General features: G+C 43.1%; 13 protein-coding genes. 4 read left to right on the top strand and 9 right to left on the bottom strand.

Going from position 1 to position 14,327, the window contains the following annotated elements:
- Positions 1-71 precede the first annotated feature (71 nt).
- From BLV90_RS10125 to BLV90_RS10100, 6 genes are all read right to left on the bottom strand, one after another.
- Positions 72-1,199, bottom strand: coding sequence for an N-acetyldiaminopimelate deacetylase (locus BLV90_RS10125; protein WP_091740196.1), 1,128 nt, complete (start codon positions 1,197-1,199; stop codon positions 72-74).
- A gap of 114 nt (positions 1,200-1,313) precedes the next feature.
- On the bottom strand, positions 1,314-2,519 hold the full coding sequence (locus BLV90_RS10120; protein ID WP_091740193.1) for an aspartate aminotransferase family protein: 1,206 nt from the start codon (positions 2,517-2,519) through the stop codon (positions 1,314-1,316).
- Between the two features lie 99 nt (positions 2,520-2,618).
- The gene (gene dapD, locus BLV90_RS10115; RefSeq protein ID WP_091740190.1) at positions 2,619-3,329 is read right to left on the bottom strand and encodes a 2,3,4,5-tetrahydropyridine-2,6-dicarboxylate N-acetyltransferase; all 711 of its coding nucleotides are present in this window, start codon (positions 3,327-3,329) and stop codon (positions 2,619-2,621) included.
- A 195-nt stretch (positions 3,330-3,524) separates the two neighbouring features.
- Positions 3,525-4,532: a tripartite tricarboxylate transporter substrate binding protein gene (locus tag BLV90_RS10110; RefSeq protein WP_091740187.1), complete on the bottom strand. Its 1,008-nt coding sequence runs from the start codon at positions 4,530-4,532 to the stop codon at positions 3,525-3,527.
- A 142-nt stretch (positions 4,533-4,674) separates the two neighbouring features.
- Positions 4,675-5,358: a response regulator gene (locus BLV90_RS10105; protein ID WP_091740183.1), complete on the bottom strand. Its 684-nt coding sequence runs from the start codon at positions 5,356-5,358 to the stop codon at positions 4,675-4,677.
- On the bottom strand, positions 5,355-6,971 hold the full coding sequence (locus BLV90_RS10100; RefSeq protein ID WP_091740180.1) for an ATP-binding protein: 1,617 nt from the start codon (positions 6,969-6,971) through the stop codon (positions 5,355-5,357). Before BLV90_RS10100 ends, BLV90_RS10105 begins: the two co-directional genes overlap by 4 nt.
- Before the next feature lie 269 nt (positions 6,972-7,240).
- Here BLV90_RS10100 and BLV90_RS10095 point away from each other — a divergent pair, with 269 nt between their 5' ends.
- From BLV90_RS10095 to BLV90_RS10085, 3 genes are read left to right on the top strand one after another with little or no spacing between them, the layout of a single operon-like run.
- Positions 7,241-7,927, top strand: coding sequence for a TerC family protein (locus BLV90_RS10095; protein ID WP_091740177.1), 687 nt, complete (start codon positions 7,241-7,243; stop codon positions 7,925-7,927).
- A gap of 18 nt (positions 7,928-7,945) precedes the next feature.
- Complete coding sequence (locus BLV90_RS10090) at positions 7,946-8,395, top strand: tripartite tricarboxylate transporter TctB family protein (protein ID WP_091740302.1); 450 nt, start codon at positions 7,946-7,948, stop codon at positions 8,393-8,395.
- Between the two features lie 16 nt (positions 8,396-8,411).
- Positions 8,412-9,938: a tripartite tricarboxylate transporter permease gene (locus tag BLV90_RS10085; RefSeq protein ID WP_091740174.1), complete on the top strand. Its 1,527-nt coding sequence runs from the start codon at positions 8,412-8,414 to the stop codon at positions 9,936-9,938.
- A gap of 75 nt (positions 9,939-10,013) precedes the next feature.
- Here the strand turns inward: BLV90_RS10085 and modB are convergent, their stop codons facing one another.
- Positions 10,014-10,673, bottom strand: coding sequence for a molybdate ABC transporter permease subunit (gene modB, locus BLV90_RS10080; RefSeq protein ID WP_091740171.1), 660 nt, complete (start codon positions 10,671-10,673; stop codon positions 10,014-10,016).
- Positions 10,670-11,479 carry a molybdate ABC transporter substrate-binding protein gene (gene modA, locus BLV90_RS10075; protein WP_091740168.1) on the bottom strand — a complete coding sequence of 270 codons (810 nt, stop codon included), beginning with the start codon at positions 11,477-11,479 and terminating at the stop codon, positions 10,670-10,672. Before modA ends, modB begins: the two co-directional genes overlap by 4 nt.
- A gap of 238 nt (positions 11,480-11,717) precedes the next feature.
- On the opposite strand from modA, the gene BLV90_RS10070 reads away from it, so the two are divergent.
- Positions 11,718-13,382 (top strand): peptide ABC transporter substrate-binding protein, encoded by a 1,665-nt coding sequence (locus tag BLV90_RS10070; RefSeq protein WP_091740166.1) that lies wholly within the window; start codon positions 11,718-11,720, stop codon positions 13,380-13,382.
- Positions 13,383-13,439: 57 nt separating this feature from the next.
- Here the strand turns inward: BLV90_RS10070 and BLV90_RS10065 are convergent, their stop codons facing one another.
- Positions 13,440-14,063: a LysE family translocator gene (locus BLV90_RS10065; RefSeq protein ID WP_091740163.1), complete on the bottom strand. Its 624-nt coding sequence runs from the start codon at positions 14,061-14,063 to the stop codon at positions 13,440-13,442.
- Between the last annotated feature and the right edge of the window lie 264 nt (positions 14,064-14,327).

The raw sequence follows: 14,327 nt of genomic DNA, 5'->3' as shown, positions 1-14,327 counted from the left end.
ATGCAAAAACAGGATCCGTTAATTCAAATAACTGCACTTTACTGGCATCAATATCGTTTACGCTTTGCTTGTTAGTAATCAGTAAAATACTGAGTAATTAACTGAATCGCCAAAGGGATCGCTTCTTCATTTGGCTCCAATTGCGGATGGTGCAGGCCATAAGAGGTATCGACCCCAAGCCAGAACATGAAACCGGGGATCTCTTGGAGGAAATAGCCAAAGTCTTCTCCAGCCATGGCTTCTCGGCATTCGATGACTTGGATACCTTCTTTGGCATCAGCCCATTCCATGAAGGAACGGGTAAGAGATTCGTGGTTGTATACCTGACAGTAGCCAGCTCCCCAATCGATGGTCGCCTTGCACTGAAAGCCGACTTCAATGCCATGAACGAGAGCGAGAATGCGTTCTTTGATCTGTTCCATCACTTCAATAGAGAGTGTGCGGATCGTCCCCTCTAGGCGTGCCATACCTGGGATGATGTTTTGTTTTGTGCCGATGGTTACCTTACCGAGTGTTAGGATGGCTGGGTTCAGGGGATCGATGTTGCGCGAGATGATCGTCTGGAGTTGCATAGCCAGTTGAGAGGCAGTGATTACCATGTCGTTGGCTTGGTGGGGAAGTGAGGCATGTCCTGCTGTGCCAACGAGATCGATAAAGAGCTCGGAAGTATTGGCAAATAGTATCCCTGGCCGAGTAGCGATGGTTCCGACTGGGTACTCAGGGCCAATATGAAGGCCAAAGAGTTGGTCCGGTTTCCACTTCTTAAATTCCTCGCTGGCAAGCATCGGCTGAGCGCCACCAGGGCCTTCTTCTGCTGGTTGAAAGATAAAAAGAAGATGATCTTTCACTGGTTGAGTCGCAAAGTGGGTGAGGATACCCAATCCGATAGCCATATGCATATCGTGACCACAAGCGTGCATCTGATCGGGATGAAGGGATTGAAATTCATAAGAGGTTTCCTCAGTAAGAGGAAGTCCATCCATATCTGCACGCCAACCGAGAGTGCGTGCCCCTTCTGTTCCTCGTACACGAACCAATACCCCCGTATGCCAGATAGCTACTTCCAGATGATCCTGGGGTAGACTAGAGACGTAGTCTAGGATATAGCGCTGGGTTTTCCATTCGGCGAAACCCAGTTCAGGGATCTGATGTAGGTCCCGTCTTACTTTGATCATAGGGTGTAGATCACCTACGCTCATGGGAGATCCTCCTCATCGAAAGCAATGGGATTTCATCGTCGTGATACAGAAGGCTGAAAATGTGCTGTATCCGTGACTTGTAATTACGTGAGTTTTTATCGCGCTGGTGAAGATTTACTTAACAGGCATCTGGGCGAACAGGGTATCCAGTTGTTGAGTAAATTGATCTGATTCTTCTACTGTGAGAGTAAGTGGGGGAAGAAGGCGAATTACCGTTTGTTGTGCGATATCCACAAGAAAGCCCCTAGCGAGCAAAGTTTGCTGGAGTTGGGCGGTGGCTTGGGGAGAAAGGTTGGTGCGAATCCCAAGCATCATCCCTCGTCCACTTAAAGATGAGATGATATGCGGGTATTTTTCCTGTAGTTCACGCAGTCGATCCCACAAGTGTTCTGCATGGTGTCGGCCCATTTCCAAGCCGCCATCTTCCAATAATACATCAAGCACTGCGTTGCCAAGAGCCGCGGAGAGTGGGGAGGGAGCAAAGGTTGTGCCATGATCCCCAGGCTGGAACATCTCAACGAGTTGATGTCCAGCAATTACTCCACCAAGAGGGAGTCCCCCACCGACACCCTTCGCAAACAAAATGAGATCAGGCTCTATCCCTGCATGCTGATAAGCAAACAGTGTCCCTGTACGTCCAATTCCCGTCTGAATCTCGTCCATACAGAGAAGCATTCCATGGGTGCGACAGAGCTGTTCCATTTCACGAAGGGTATCCAAGGGTACAGGTTGTACACCACCTGCTCCGAGAATGGGCTCAGCGAGGATGGCGGCCGGTCGTTCTTGCTCACATAAGCGACGCAATCCATCTATATCCTCTGGATCGACTTCATATACAGGAATGTCTGGTTGCGGAAAGTCTTGATATACATTGGCTTGACGAGTCAGGCGGACGGCGCCTAGTGTGCGTCCATGAAAACTTCGTTTCATTACGATAAAGCCGCTTCGTCCTTTGCCATCATCCTGTGACCACTTATGGATCAGTTTTACCATCGTTTCTGAAGCTTCAGCCCCCGAGTTGGTGAAAAATATTTTTCCAGGGATACTGTTCTCCACAAGGCGCTTTGCTAATGAAATCGCGGGTGTGTTTAAGAATTTGTTTGAGATATGGAGATACCGATCAGCTTGCTCATGAAGAGCTTTTAGTACAGTAGGATGAGAATGACCCAAAATATTAACGGCTAGGCCCGTAAAAAGATCGAGATAGGATTTTCCCTTGGTATCGATTAAGGTATTTCCCTTCGCCTCTGCGATGGCGATAGGGAGACGGCTATAGGTAGGTAAGATGTAAGTATCATCAAGAGATGACCAGTCGTTCATAATGAGTCCTCCCTCGGGGAAGAAATGGTAAACGGTAATTGAAAAAGAAGGGCCGCATTTACGGCCCGTTCCTTAGCGTTCTATCTTTGATTTTCGGGTTTATAGTTGGCGCAATTCTTGCTTGATCTCGGTTTTGGAGCGGGTTTTCTCATCGATCTTTTTGATCACCTTCGCAGGTGTACCTGCTACCACGCTGTTGGAAGGCACATCATCCACAACCACAGCCCCAGCAGCAACGACAGCTCCTTTATGAACGGTAACCCCTTCAAGAATAACCGCATTAGCACCGATAACGACATCATCTTCGATGACAACGGGTTTGGCTGAAGGAGGTTCGACCACACCAGCGATGACCGAGCCTGCACCGATGTGACAATTTTTACCGATGGTTCCGCGGCCGCCCACTACTACATTCATATCGATCATGGTACCATCGCCGATGGCGGCACCGATGTTAATGGAAGCACCCATCATGATAATCGCATTTTTGCCGATTTCTACTTGGTCCCGAATGATGGCACCTGGCTCAATGCGTGCAGAAATGTTTTTCATATCGAGAAGAGGGATCGCCGAGTTGCGCCGATCATTTTCGACGACAAGATCTTCGATTTTCTTCTTATGGGTATCCAGCAACACCTGGATATCTTTCCAATCGCCAAAGAGCACGCCTACATTCCCTGTGATAAAGGACTGAATTTCACTCCCGAAATCAATACCAGAGAGATCCCCTTTGATGTGGACCTTTACTGGGGTTTTCTTTTCGCTTTTTTGGATGAACTCGATAATCTGATTCGCATCCATTTGTTCCATGAGTAACACCCTTTCCGTGCACAGATGATTGGTTACGTTCAATATTTATACTCCCCTCGGATTATAGCACAAAGCCTAAGATACTCGAAAGTTGAGAGGGGATAGTCGGAATCGTCACGCTGTATCAACGCCAGAATCAGCAAACCCCCGTATCACATGATGAAGGTGAACGGGGATTTCTCTGAACGGGGTATATTATTTATTCATTCCTACTGCTTTTAGCAACGTTTTAACTTGTTTGGATTGCTCTTTTAGATAAGCAGAAAATTCATCGGCATCTTTATAGTCACTTTCCCACCCTTTGGCTTTCAGCTCTTTTTTCCATTGAGGATTCTTAGATAAAGTTTTCAATTTAGTTTGCCAATATTTTTTTGCAGAGGGCTCCATTTCTTTTGGACCAAAGATACCACGCCATATATTAAATTCTCCCTTTTTCATCCCTAGTTCTTTCAGAGTCGGAACGTTTTTCAAGGCACCATCTAAGCGTTTCGGGGCCGTCACCCCTAGTACACGTACTTTGTTTGATTTCACATATTCGCTCACTGAGGAGGCATCGGTAGCGATGACATCGGCGTTGTTTCCTAATAGGGCGGTCATGGCTTCTCCGCCACCATCATAGGAGATATATTTAATGTCTTTAGGCTTAATACCAGAGAGATAGGCAGGTAAAATCGAAACGAGATGATCCATGGATCCAGGAGCAGAACCTCCGGCAAATGAATATTTTTTTGGATTTTTCTTTAGTTCTTTTATCATACTAGGCAAATCTTTGATGGGAGAATCTGCTTTGACCACATAGACACCATAATCTTTGGTTAATTGAGCGAGTGGTGTTGTATCTTGGTACCCATAGGGGCTATTGCCCTCTTTTTTCAAATGGTTAATGATAATAGGTGGTGAATTGAGAAGTAATTTATAATTATCCTTTGTAAATTGTGTTGCATATTCGGCCATGAAGACAGCGCCCCCACCACCGGGTTTGTTTTCTACCATCATGGGTTGCTTGACTAACTTACTTGTCTGCAAAACTTTAGTAATCGAGCGGGCAGTTTGGTCCCAACCACCTCCAGCGCCCGAAGGGGCTACGAAAGATATCGTTCTTTGCGGGTAATTTCCAGACTCGTTGCCAAAGTTAGGCTTGGCACAAGCAACCGCCGATATAGCGAATAATCCAACGATAATAGAGAAAATGAATTTCTTCATATCCGATCCTCCCTATGATTGATAGCGCTTACATAAAAAGCCGCCTCATGACTCTCTTTATCATAGTATGCTTTTTAGCGGGAGGATAGCTTTTGTGCATTGATTTACTTAACAAGGATATTGTTCATTTTGTGCTTTTTGTTCATGAAGAAACCCAGAGATATTTACGTTCTGGACGGCCGATGGAACCATAACTTTGATCGGTACGTATCAGCTGAATCGAAACCAAATATTCGAGATAACGACGTGCAGTAGAGCGGCTCATTCCTAATTGTCCCCCGACATACTCTGCTGTTAATCCTTGAGATTGATTGGATCTCATACTTTCGATTACCTTGTCTAAGGTGACACGATCAATGCCTTTCGGGAGTTGATGTAGTGGATCAAGTGGAGCTGCTTGAGTAAATAAGAGGCTATCTAGTTGGTTTTGATCCACTTTTTTTGCTTTTGAAAAAACCTTTCGATGTTGAATATAGTTTTCCAAGCTACTGGCGAATCTTTCAAACATCACAGGCTTGACTAGATAATCAAATACCCCCCCTCGTAGGGCTTCCTGCACGATATCCATCTGATCAGCAGCTGAAATAATAATAATATCTGTATCATTTGCCTGTTTTCGAATCTCCCAAATCAAATCCAGTCCTTTGCCATCGGGTAGATAGATATCTAACAGAACAAGCTGCGGTTGCATTACCTTCAACCATTCAAGTCCTTCTTGTTTATTCTTGGCTATACCAATGAGTTGGTAACCGGCTGTTTTTTGTAAGAACCGACGGTTTATTTCAGCAACACGTGGATCATCTTCTATAATGAGCACTTCAATCATCTGCTTACCTCCTCAGAAATCGGAAGAGTTACGGTGAAGCACGCTCCGCTTAAAGAGCTTTTGTCGACGTTGATGGAGCCTTGTTGTTCCTGGACCAATTGTAAAACGTTACTTAGCCCATACCCCCGAGTTGTATGTGGATCCGTTTGTTTTGTCGTAAAACCAGAATGATAAATCCGTTTGATGTCGTCATTGGGAATTCCTTTGCCATTGTCAGCAACAATAAACGTTAATTGATCGGTTTCTTCGAAAATCGATAAGTTTACTTGCGGTTTCGGGGTTATTTGATTTTGCACAGCTTCAAGTGCATTTGTGATTAAGTTCCCTAAAATGGTCACCAAAGAAGAAGAAGGAAGCGAACTGGGTAGATGAGATAACCTACTTTTTTTATCAATTACTAAATTGACTTTTAATTCTCGAGCTCGATTATAAAAACCGATCAAAATCGCTCCCAACCAAGGGTCAGCAAAATGATCCATGACCCAACCGATATGGTCTTGGTGGCTTGTACTTTCTTCATGAATCAGATGAAGTGCTTCCTGATAGGACTCTAATTGTATCAAGCCAGAGATTGTATACAAAGTATTTTTATATTCATGGGTTTGTGCTCGCAACGCCTCTACGTATTGTTTGACTTGTGAGAGCTGTAAATTGAGTTGGTCTAATTCAGACTTTAAGCGAAAACTGGATACCACTCCAAGTATACGATTTTGATCGATGATAGGAAGTCGATTTACAATGATTTCCTTATCGTGGATTCGCATTTCACGATCTAATTCGGGTTCTCCTTTTTTGGCTAACACATGTAACATCCGCGTGTTGGGCAGGATGGATTGAATCGATTCCCCGAGTACGGATTGATGGGGTGGGATCTCCAATATATCCATGGCTACCTGATTGATCATCGTGATTTTTCCTATTGGGTTAATGGAAATAATCCCTTCGCGTACCGACTCTAATACCGCATTACGCTCACGAAAAAGTGCAGATATCTCATTTGGCTCCAAGCCAAATATCAGTTGTTTAATATATTTGGCTATGAAGAAAGCGCATAATGTACCTAGAAGAAAAATGATCAACAGAATCATCAAAATATCCGCTAGGTTATCTAGAATAATCTCATCGATATCATGGGAAAGAAAACCGACTGAAACGATACCAATGATATGGCCTTGTTGATTTTTGATGGGAACTTTTCCCCGTAATGCGGGTCCTAAGCTGCCAGTCGCCTTGGAAATGTAGGATTTTCCTTGCAATGCAGGACTATTATCGCCACCCACCATTTTCTTACCAATTCGTTCTGCTAGAGGATGAGAATAACGAACCCCCTGCCGATTTCCGACGACAATATATTTGGCTCCTGTTTGTTTGCGGATTTTTTCAGCAATGGGTTGAATAATGCGCCAAGGCTGTTTTTGAGAAAACGCTTCCTTTATTTCAGGCATTTCGGCAACAACCTGCGCAACCGAAAGTGCTCGCTTCCCAACTTGATTTTCGATGGTAGTTACTAGTATGGAATAAACATAGGTACCAATCATAAGGACAACCATAAAAATTAACAAACTTGTCCAAGCGACCATCTTACTTTCTAGTTTCCACGTGCGTCTAGTCATCAATCTCACCTAGCTATGGTTGGATTGTACATAAAAAATTCGGTACAAGTGAAAGTTAGTAACGATGGAGATTAAAAAGAAGATCTCCGTTAACCGTCGAGACACTTATCAAACTTTTGTTATTACAGAACGAAAGTGTGACCATACCTGTTTGTGAATAAAATGAACAAAAGGGCATGGAATGAGTTTTATTCAACTTATTAATTTAAACTACCTATTTCAAAAACGAGTGTTTATGATGAAAAAAATGTCTCATATGGGGGGTGTCAATGTCGATTGATTTTGTGATGAATTTGATGCAAGTAATTTTTGTGAATGTGATATTGAGTGGAGATAACGCCGTTGTGATTGCCCTTGCTTGTAAAAATGTAGATCCCAAGCTACAGAAAAAAGCGATAGTTTTGGGGAGTGCTGGGGCTATTGGTTTAAGAATCATCCTGACTTTTATAGCCGCTTGGGTGTTAAAGATACCACTGATTTTGTTTATAGCTGGAATCATTCTTTGTTGGATCGCGATGGGTTTATTAAAGGGTGAAGATGAAAGTATTTCCGTAAAAAGCAGTAATAACTTGATTGATGCCTTTAAAACCATACTCATTGCTGATGTCGTGATGAGTATAGATAATGTGATTGCTGTAACGGGAGCTGCTAAAGGAAATCTTTCTATCGTGATTATCGGATTGATCATTAGCATCCCCATTATTATTTGGGGAAGTCATATATTGATGAAGGTAATGAATAAGGTTCCCATTATCGTTACATTGGGAGCTGCTTTGCTGGGCTATATCAGTGGGGAAATGGTCATGGGAGATCAAATCATTGGTGGGTATTTGCATCATATATTTTCTGGATTCGATTATATTTTACCCATTTCCTTAGCGATATTCGTTGTTCTGATCGGCAAAGTACTCAAACATAAAATCGAGAAAGTAGAGCAAATCAAACATTCTATATAAGAAAGGTGGGATTCTATGATAAACCGTACCTTTGACCGCTGGGCTAGCATAGTATTTGTACTTGTTGGCATTTTCTTTATTGTAGCAAGTAAAAGCCTTTCTACTACTGCTTATGGCAGTGGTGTAGGACCTGATGTCTTTCCTTTTGGACTCGGTATTCTTCTTGTTTTACTAAGTATACGACTTTTCTATGAAACTTTTCGCTATCAAGCAAATGAACAGGAGAAGGTTACACTTGATTGGAAAAGGTTCTTGATCGTTATCGTAGCAGTTCTTTTTTACGCCTCAAGTTTAGAATGGTTAGGCTATATTTTGAGTACTTTTATTTTCCTTGTCATTACATTTCAAACGATGGAACGTGGGAAATGGATTTCGACGATTCTTGTATCAGGGTTTTTCTCGGGTGGCGTCTACTACCTTTATGTCAATGTATTGAAGGGAGTTCTACCTTCTTTTCCATTATTTTAATTGAGGAGGTGCTGGTATGAATACATTGGAATTTTTGTATCAAGGGTTTTTGGTTTCATTTCAATGGACAAATCTATTTTATGCTTTCTTCGGTGTGTTAATCGGCACAGCCGTGGGTGTTTTGCCCGGTATTGGGCCGATGAGTGGAGTGGCTTTATTAATTCCGATTACATCAACCCTTACCAGTGGAGCGTCACCGGAAGATGCCGCAGCGAGTTCGATTATCCTGTTAGCTGGTGTATACTACGGGGCGATGTATGGAGGATCGACTACATCTATTCTCTTAAATACACCGGGTGAATCCTCATCTGTGGTAACGACATTAGATGGCTATCAGATGGCTAAACAAGGAAGAGCGGGAGCGGCTCTATCGATTTCGGCCATTGGCTCATTTGTAGCGGGAATCGTCTCATTGATCTTTTTAGTATTTCTCGCGGGCCCTCTGTCTGATTTGGCCATTAAATTTGGACCGAATGAATACTTTTCACTAATGATTTTGGGCTTATGTGCTGTGAGTGGTTTAGCTGGTAAATCTCTAACTAAGGCTTTAATCATGACTGTATCTGGACTTTTATTGGCCACGATCGGCCTCGACAATGTTTCCGGGGTAGCTAGATTCACTTTCGATATTCCCTATTTATACCAGGGTTTGGAGTTTTTAACGATTGCAGTTGGGTTATTTGCACTAGGTGAAGTGTTTAAATCCATTTTAGAACGGGAGAGTACTGAGGGGAAAATTGCGAAGGTGGGACGGGTGATTCCGAGTAAGGAAAATCTAAAGAAGAGTGCAGCTCCGATTGCGAGGGGATCTTTACTTGGCTTCTTCATTGGAATTTTGCCGGGAGCAGGAGCTACGTTAGCTTCGTTTTTTTCTTATCTCATTGAAAAGAAGGTAAGCAAACATCCAGATCAATTTGGAAAAGGTGCGATCGAAGGAGTGGCGGCACCTGAATCAGCGAACAATGCTGCTTCGGGTGGGGCGATGATTCCCATGCTAACGATGGGTGTTCCAGGCTCTGGAACGACAGCGATCTTAATGGGAGCTTTAATTATGTATAATGTGCAACCAGGTCCCCTGTTATTTGAGGATCATCCACAGGTAGCTTGGGGATTGATTGCCAGCATGTTTATTGGGAATTTAATGTTATTAATTCTCAATATGCCGTTGGTAAAAGTGTTTGCTAAAATCATAGAGACGCCTCCAAAATATTTGCTTCCACTTATTATTGCCATTTCGGTTTTTGGTGTATATGCAGTACAGGTGACTACCTTTGATTTGTATTTACTAATTGCTTTTGGTGTAATCGGTTACTTTTTAGCAAAAAACGATTTTCCCCTCGCCCCACTTGTACTGGGCTTGGTATTGGGGCCGATGATTGAAAATAATTTACGACGTGCATTAACCAATTCCAATGGAGATTATAGTGTGCTGTTTACCCATCCGATTTCTTTGGCTTTCCTCATTTTGGCGCTACTTTGGATCGCAGTTCCATTAGTTTTAAAATACCGAGGCAAAAAAGTAATTACCAATGAAGAAGGTTGATCAGTTGAAACATATCATCTGATAAGAAAGGCGCTGGTATCCATACTTGCGCCTTTTGCTTGGTAATCTGTCACTCTACCGATGGAGATAGCGACTGAGGCTAAGTAGTAAAAAGGAAAATAGAACGACGAAAAGAGACCAAGCGAAGGCTTCGTTGATATTTCCTGTTTCGACGGCTAGATAGATGGCGGTGGAGATCGTTTGCGTTTTCTCTGGGATATTGCCTGCGAACATTAAGGTAGCTCCAAATTCACCAAGTGCTCGGGCAAATCCTAGGAGAAAGGCAGTTATTAGGGCTGGCCAGGCAAGAGGTAGGGTGACGTAGAGGAAGACCTGTCCCTCATGGGCGCCCATCGAGCGAGCAGCATCCTCTAGTTCTGTGTCCACACTGGTAAAGCCAACTTTTGCGATTTGATATACGAGGGGAAAAGCTACGACGAGAGCTGCAATGACAGTGGCTGGGAATGTAAATACTACTGGCTGCTGGAACACGTCCTCTATCATTTTTCCCAAGGGGCTTCTTCTACCCCAAATCATTAAAAGTCCAAACCCTACAACCGAAGGGGGTAAGACTAATGGGAGAAGAAAAAAGGTTTCTAAAAGCGTCTTACCTGGAAAGGATCTATCTTTTAACCACCAAGCGATAACGATAGCAAGCAAAAAAGCAAGACTACTGGCGAGGATCGCTGTTTCTAATGAGATGAGTATAGGAGACCAAAAAGAGTGTGTTGTCATAGAGAAAACGGCTTCCTCAAGGTTTGAAATCCAGCCTGATGAAATACTTGGAGAGCCTTTTTGCTTTGCAGCCATTTGTATAATTGTTTTGCTTCTTTGGGGTGTTCTGTGTTGCGAATGACACCTATCGGATAGCGAATCGGATCATGGCTTTTTGGTGGAGCAGAATCGATTACGCGGATATTCATTTGACCAAGGGTATCCGTGAGGTAGACAAGGCCTGCATCTGCATTTCCCGTTTGGACACTAGCCAATACTTGACGGACATCCCCAGCGAAGATCATTTTGGAATGGAGGTGGTCCATTAATTTAAGAGAGGTTAACGTTTGCTTAGCATAGCGACCTGCGGGTACTGTTTTAGGTTGGCCGATGATCACTTGTTGGATAGATGATCGCTTTAGATCATCAAATCTTTTTATCTTCGATTTAGTAGATGGAGCGATGAGGACCAATTGATTGGTAAGTAAGTTAGTATGTAGGCGATTGTTGATCAGATGAGCTTGTATCAAGTTCCTCATTTCCTGCTCTCCAGCGGAGAGTAGTAGATCCCCTGGAGCTCCTTCCTCGATCTGTTTTTGTAAGGTACCAGAGGAGGCATAGGTAGGGAGAATCTTTATTTCGGGATGTTCCTTCTCATATAGAGAGGCTAGTTTGGTGACTGTATCGGTCATACTAGAAGCTGCAAGTACAGTGAGCTCTACAGAGGGTTTTGGAGAACCATTTCCCTTGGGCCAATAGATGTTTCCTATAAAGAGGGCACATCCAATGAGAATCAAGAGTGTAAAGATCGAGTGTGTTCGGTGCATAGTTAACCTCCTTCCTTAAGGATTTCAGCCATACTATACCATATCTCATTGGTTTTCGGTTATTTTCCCTATCCTTCTTTGATGTGCAAAAAAGGAAAAAACTAATTAAACCTACTCTTTCTTACCTGATGTGATTGCACTATAATTGAAAAGGTATCTTCTAGCAAATATTCTGTTTGCTAAGATTTATTACTGGTCGATTGGGACCGGTTCCGTTCAGCTCAAGGGGGGACGATGATTGAAAAAAAAGGGAGTCGTACTGACGGTCGTAATCTTTACCGTAGCTACGATGTTATCAGGATGTGGATTGATAGACTCACTAGGATGGGGAGATAAGAAGAAGGCTGCGCCTGCAGAAGAGGAGAAGGAGAAGCAGGTTCTGCGGATGACTACCGAAGCAGATCCACCAACCTTGGATAGTGCTACGGCTTTGGATGGTAGCTCCTTCAATGTATTAAACAATGTGATGGAAGGTTTAATGCGGCTGGACAAGGATAATAAGCCCCAACCGGCTATGGCAGAAGCGATGCCGAAGGTGAGTGCGGACAAAAAGTCTTACACTTTCAAGATTCGTAAGAACGCCAAGTGGAGTGATGGTAAAGCAGTGAAAGCCCAGGACTTTGTGTATGCTTGGAAACGGGCTCTCAATCCGCGTTTAAAATTGCAATCTGCTGTTATTCTTTTTCCTATTGTTAATGCGCAGGCCTATTATGGAGGGCAACTCCCAGAAACAACGTTGGGTATAAAAGCATTGGATGATCGTACCTTGCAGGTGAATTTACGTTACCCGACTCCTTATTTTTTGAGTATGCTCGCGTCCGCAGCGTATTTACCTCAAAGACAAGATATTGTAAAGAAGTATGGACAAGAGTATGGAACGAACAAGGATACGATGGTATACAATGGGCCCTTTATTTTATCCAAATGGAAACACGAACAGGGATATCAGTATAAGAAAAACAAAGGTTACTGGGATGCAAAAACGGTGCAGTTGGAGAAGGCAGACGTAAAAATCGTTAGTGACTCTGTCAGTGCGATGAATGATTACACCTCCAATAGGTCTGATCTATCTCCTCTCTCCGATAAACTTGTGAAAGCGTTCCAAAGTGGGAATGAGTACCAATCTGTTGACCGCGGGGCCACGTTCTTATTGGTGTTTAACAACCGGATGAAATTCTTCCAAAACAAGAAAATTCGTAAGGCACTCAGTCTTGCTATTGACCGGGATGAGTTGGTTAATGGCGTAATGAAAAATGGATCACGCCCTGCAAAGGGAATGGTTCCAGACGGTATTGATGACGCCCATGGTAAGACGTTCCGCAAAGATGCCGGAACCCTTACGCATTATGATGCAGCAGAAGCAAAGCAACTCTTGAATGAAGGGATGAAGGAGTTAGGAATTTCAACTCCGCCGACCCTTCAATTAAGTGTAAATGACGATGATCGAAAAAAAATTGCGCTATTTTTAAAGAACGAGTGGAAAAATAACCTCGGTATTGATGTAAGTATCAGTCCAAGAGCGATAAAACAAAAGCTTGCGGCGGAACAAAGAGGGATGTTTAATCTATCCCTTGTGCGCTGGATCGGTCGCTATAATGATCCCATGAGCTTTTTGGAGATTGGTTACTCCCAAAGCCAAGTTAATTTCGGTCGGTGGAGCAACGCTGACTTTGATCGTTTGATGGAAAAGTCGAAGGTAACCAAGGATTTAAAACAACGAAACGAAGATTTAGTCAAGGCGGAAAAGATTGTCATGGATGATGCGGGAGTGTCTCCCCTCTTCTATGAGTCCCAAGCTTACGTGCAAAAGCCCTATGTGAAACAACTGTATCGCTTGCCGATTGGCCCTGAATATTCCTTGAAATGGACGTATATTCAAGGAAGAGAACAACAACCGAAGTAAAAAATAAAACGCCGAAGGTTCTCATCATGGAGACCTTCGGCGTTTTAATTCTTTCATTCACCTATTAGATAGGTTTGCAAACATTAAAGAGATGCCTAGAGCAACTAAGATCGACCCGATGCCTCGATCGACAGCTTTCTGATAGGACATGATTTTCTTGCGAAATTGTTCCCGAGAAAAAAAGAGAGCAACCAATCCAAACCAAATGAAATGAACGACGGACATCAATAGTCCGTAGCCAAACTGGATAGCTAAGGGTGTATGAGCATCTACTACTTGGGTGAAGGTGCTAACAACAAATAGAGTGGTTTTGGGATTTAATGCATTGGTTAAGAAACCATTTTTCAATGAGGAGAAGGATGAAAGGGAGCTATTGCCTCCTTGTAAATCAATACGGAGACCTTCACGATTGATAAATGTTTTTATACCAATAAAGATGAGATAGATGGCGCCTACCACTTTGATAAGGGTAAACAAGATGACAGATTGGGAAATTATCAAACCAATCCCAAAGATAGTGTACAACACATGAACCTGTACACCTAAGCTAATTCCCAAGGCTGCAAACAACCCAGAAGGTCGACCATACAGGTAGCTATTTCGCGTAATCATTGCAAAGTCTGGCCCAGGACTCATCGTTGCCAAAATAGTAATAAGAACAATTGAATAAAATTCCGTCATGTGACTCCTCCTATGACACTCTAGTGGATTTTGATCTTCAAAAGGTGAGATTGGAGCAGCATCAAACCCTTTTGTTGAGGTTAAGTTACCATGTGTTCTTTTTCAAGAGTGCGGAGATTCCTCTTCAATAGTCAGAATTTAAAAATCATTGTCTTAACACCCCCATTAATAAAAGTGGACTTTCAGTCAGCGAAAGTCTGGAAGAAGGATATTTTTAATCTGTACTAGAGCAGAGTTAAGGGCGGTTGGAGTGACGATATACTT

It is taken from the genome of Marininema mesophilum (assembly GCF_900106775.1).
GTDB classification, from domain to species: domain Bacteria; phylum Bacillota; class Bacilli; order Thermoactinomycetales; family DSM-45169; genus Marininema; species Marininema mesophilum.
Note: the sequence above shows the minus strand (reverse complement) of the source record. Positions and strands in the feature narration are given on the sequence as shown.

What these genes read in the sequence shown, in the direction of transcription:
- BLV90_RS10125 (WP_091740196.1), bottom strand. Translation starts at nt 1,199, where the DNA reads ATGAGCGTAGGTGATCTACACCCTATGATCAAAGTAAGACGGGACCTA.
- BLV90_RS10120 (WP_091740193.1), bottom strand. Translation starts at nt 2,519, where the DNA reads ATGAACGACTGGTCATCTCTTGATGATACTTACATCTTACCTACCTAT.
- dapD (WP_091740190.1), bottom strand. Translation starts at nt 3,329, where the DNA reads ATGGAACAAATGGATGCGAATCAGATTATCGAGTTCATCCAAAAAAGC.
- BLV90_RS10110 (WP_091740187.1), bottom strand. Translation starts at nt 4,532, where the DNA reads ATGAAGAAATTCATTTTCTCTATTATCGTTGGATTATTCGCTATATCG.
- BLV90_RS10105 (WP_091740183.1), bottom strand. Translation starts at nt 5,358, where the DNA reads ATGATTGAAGTGCTCATTATAGAAGATGATCCACGTGTTGCTGAAATA.
- BLV90_RS10100 (WP_091740180.1), bottom strand. Translation starts at nt 6,971, where the DNA reads ATGACTAGACGCACGTGGAAACTAGAAAGTAAGATGGTCGCTTGGACA.
- BLV90_RS10095 (WP_091740177.1), top strand. Translation starts at nt 7,241, where the DNA reads ATGTCGATTGATTTTGTGATGAATTTGATGCAAGTAATTTTTGTGAAT.
- BLV90_RS10085 (WP_091740174.1), top strand. Translation starts at nt 8,412, where the DNA reads ATGAATACATTGGAATTTTTGTATCAAGGGTTTTTGGTTTCATTTCAA.
- modB (WP_091740171.1), bottom strand. Translation starts at nt 10,673, where the DNA reads ATGACAACACACTCTTTTTGGTCTCCTATACTCATCTCATTAGAAACA.
- modA (WP_091740168.1), bottom strand. Translation starts at nt 11,479, where the DNA reads ATGCACCGAACACACTCGATCTTTACACTCTTGATTCTCATTGGATGT.
- BLV90_RS10065 (WP_091740163.1), bottom strand. Translation starts at nt 14,063, where the DNA reads ATGACGGAATTTTATTCAATTGTTCTTATTACTATTTTGGCAACGATG.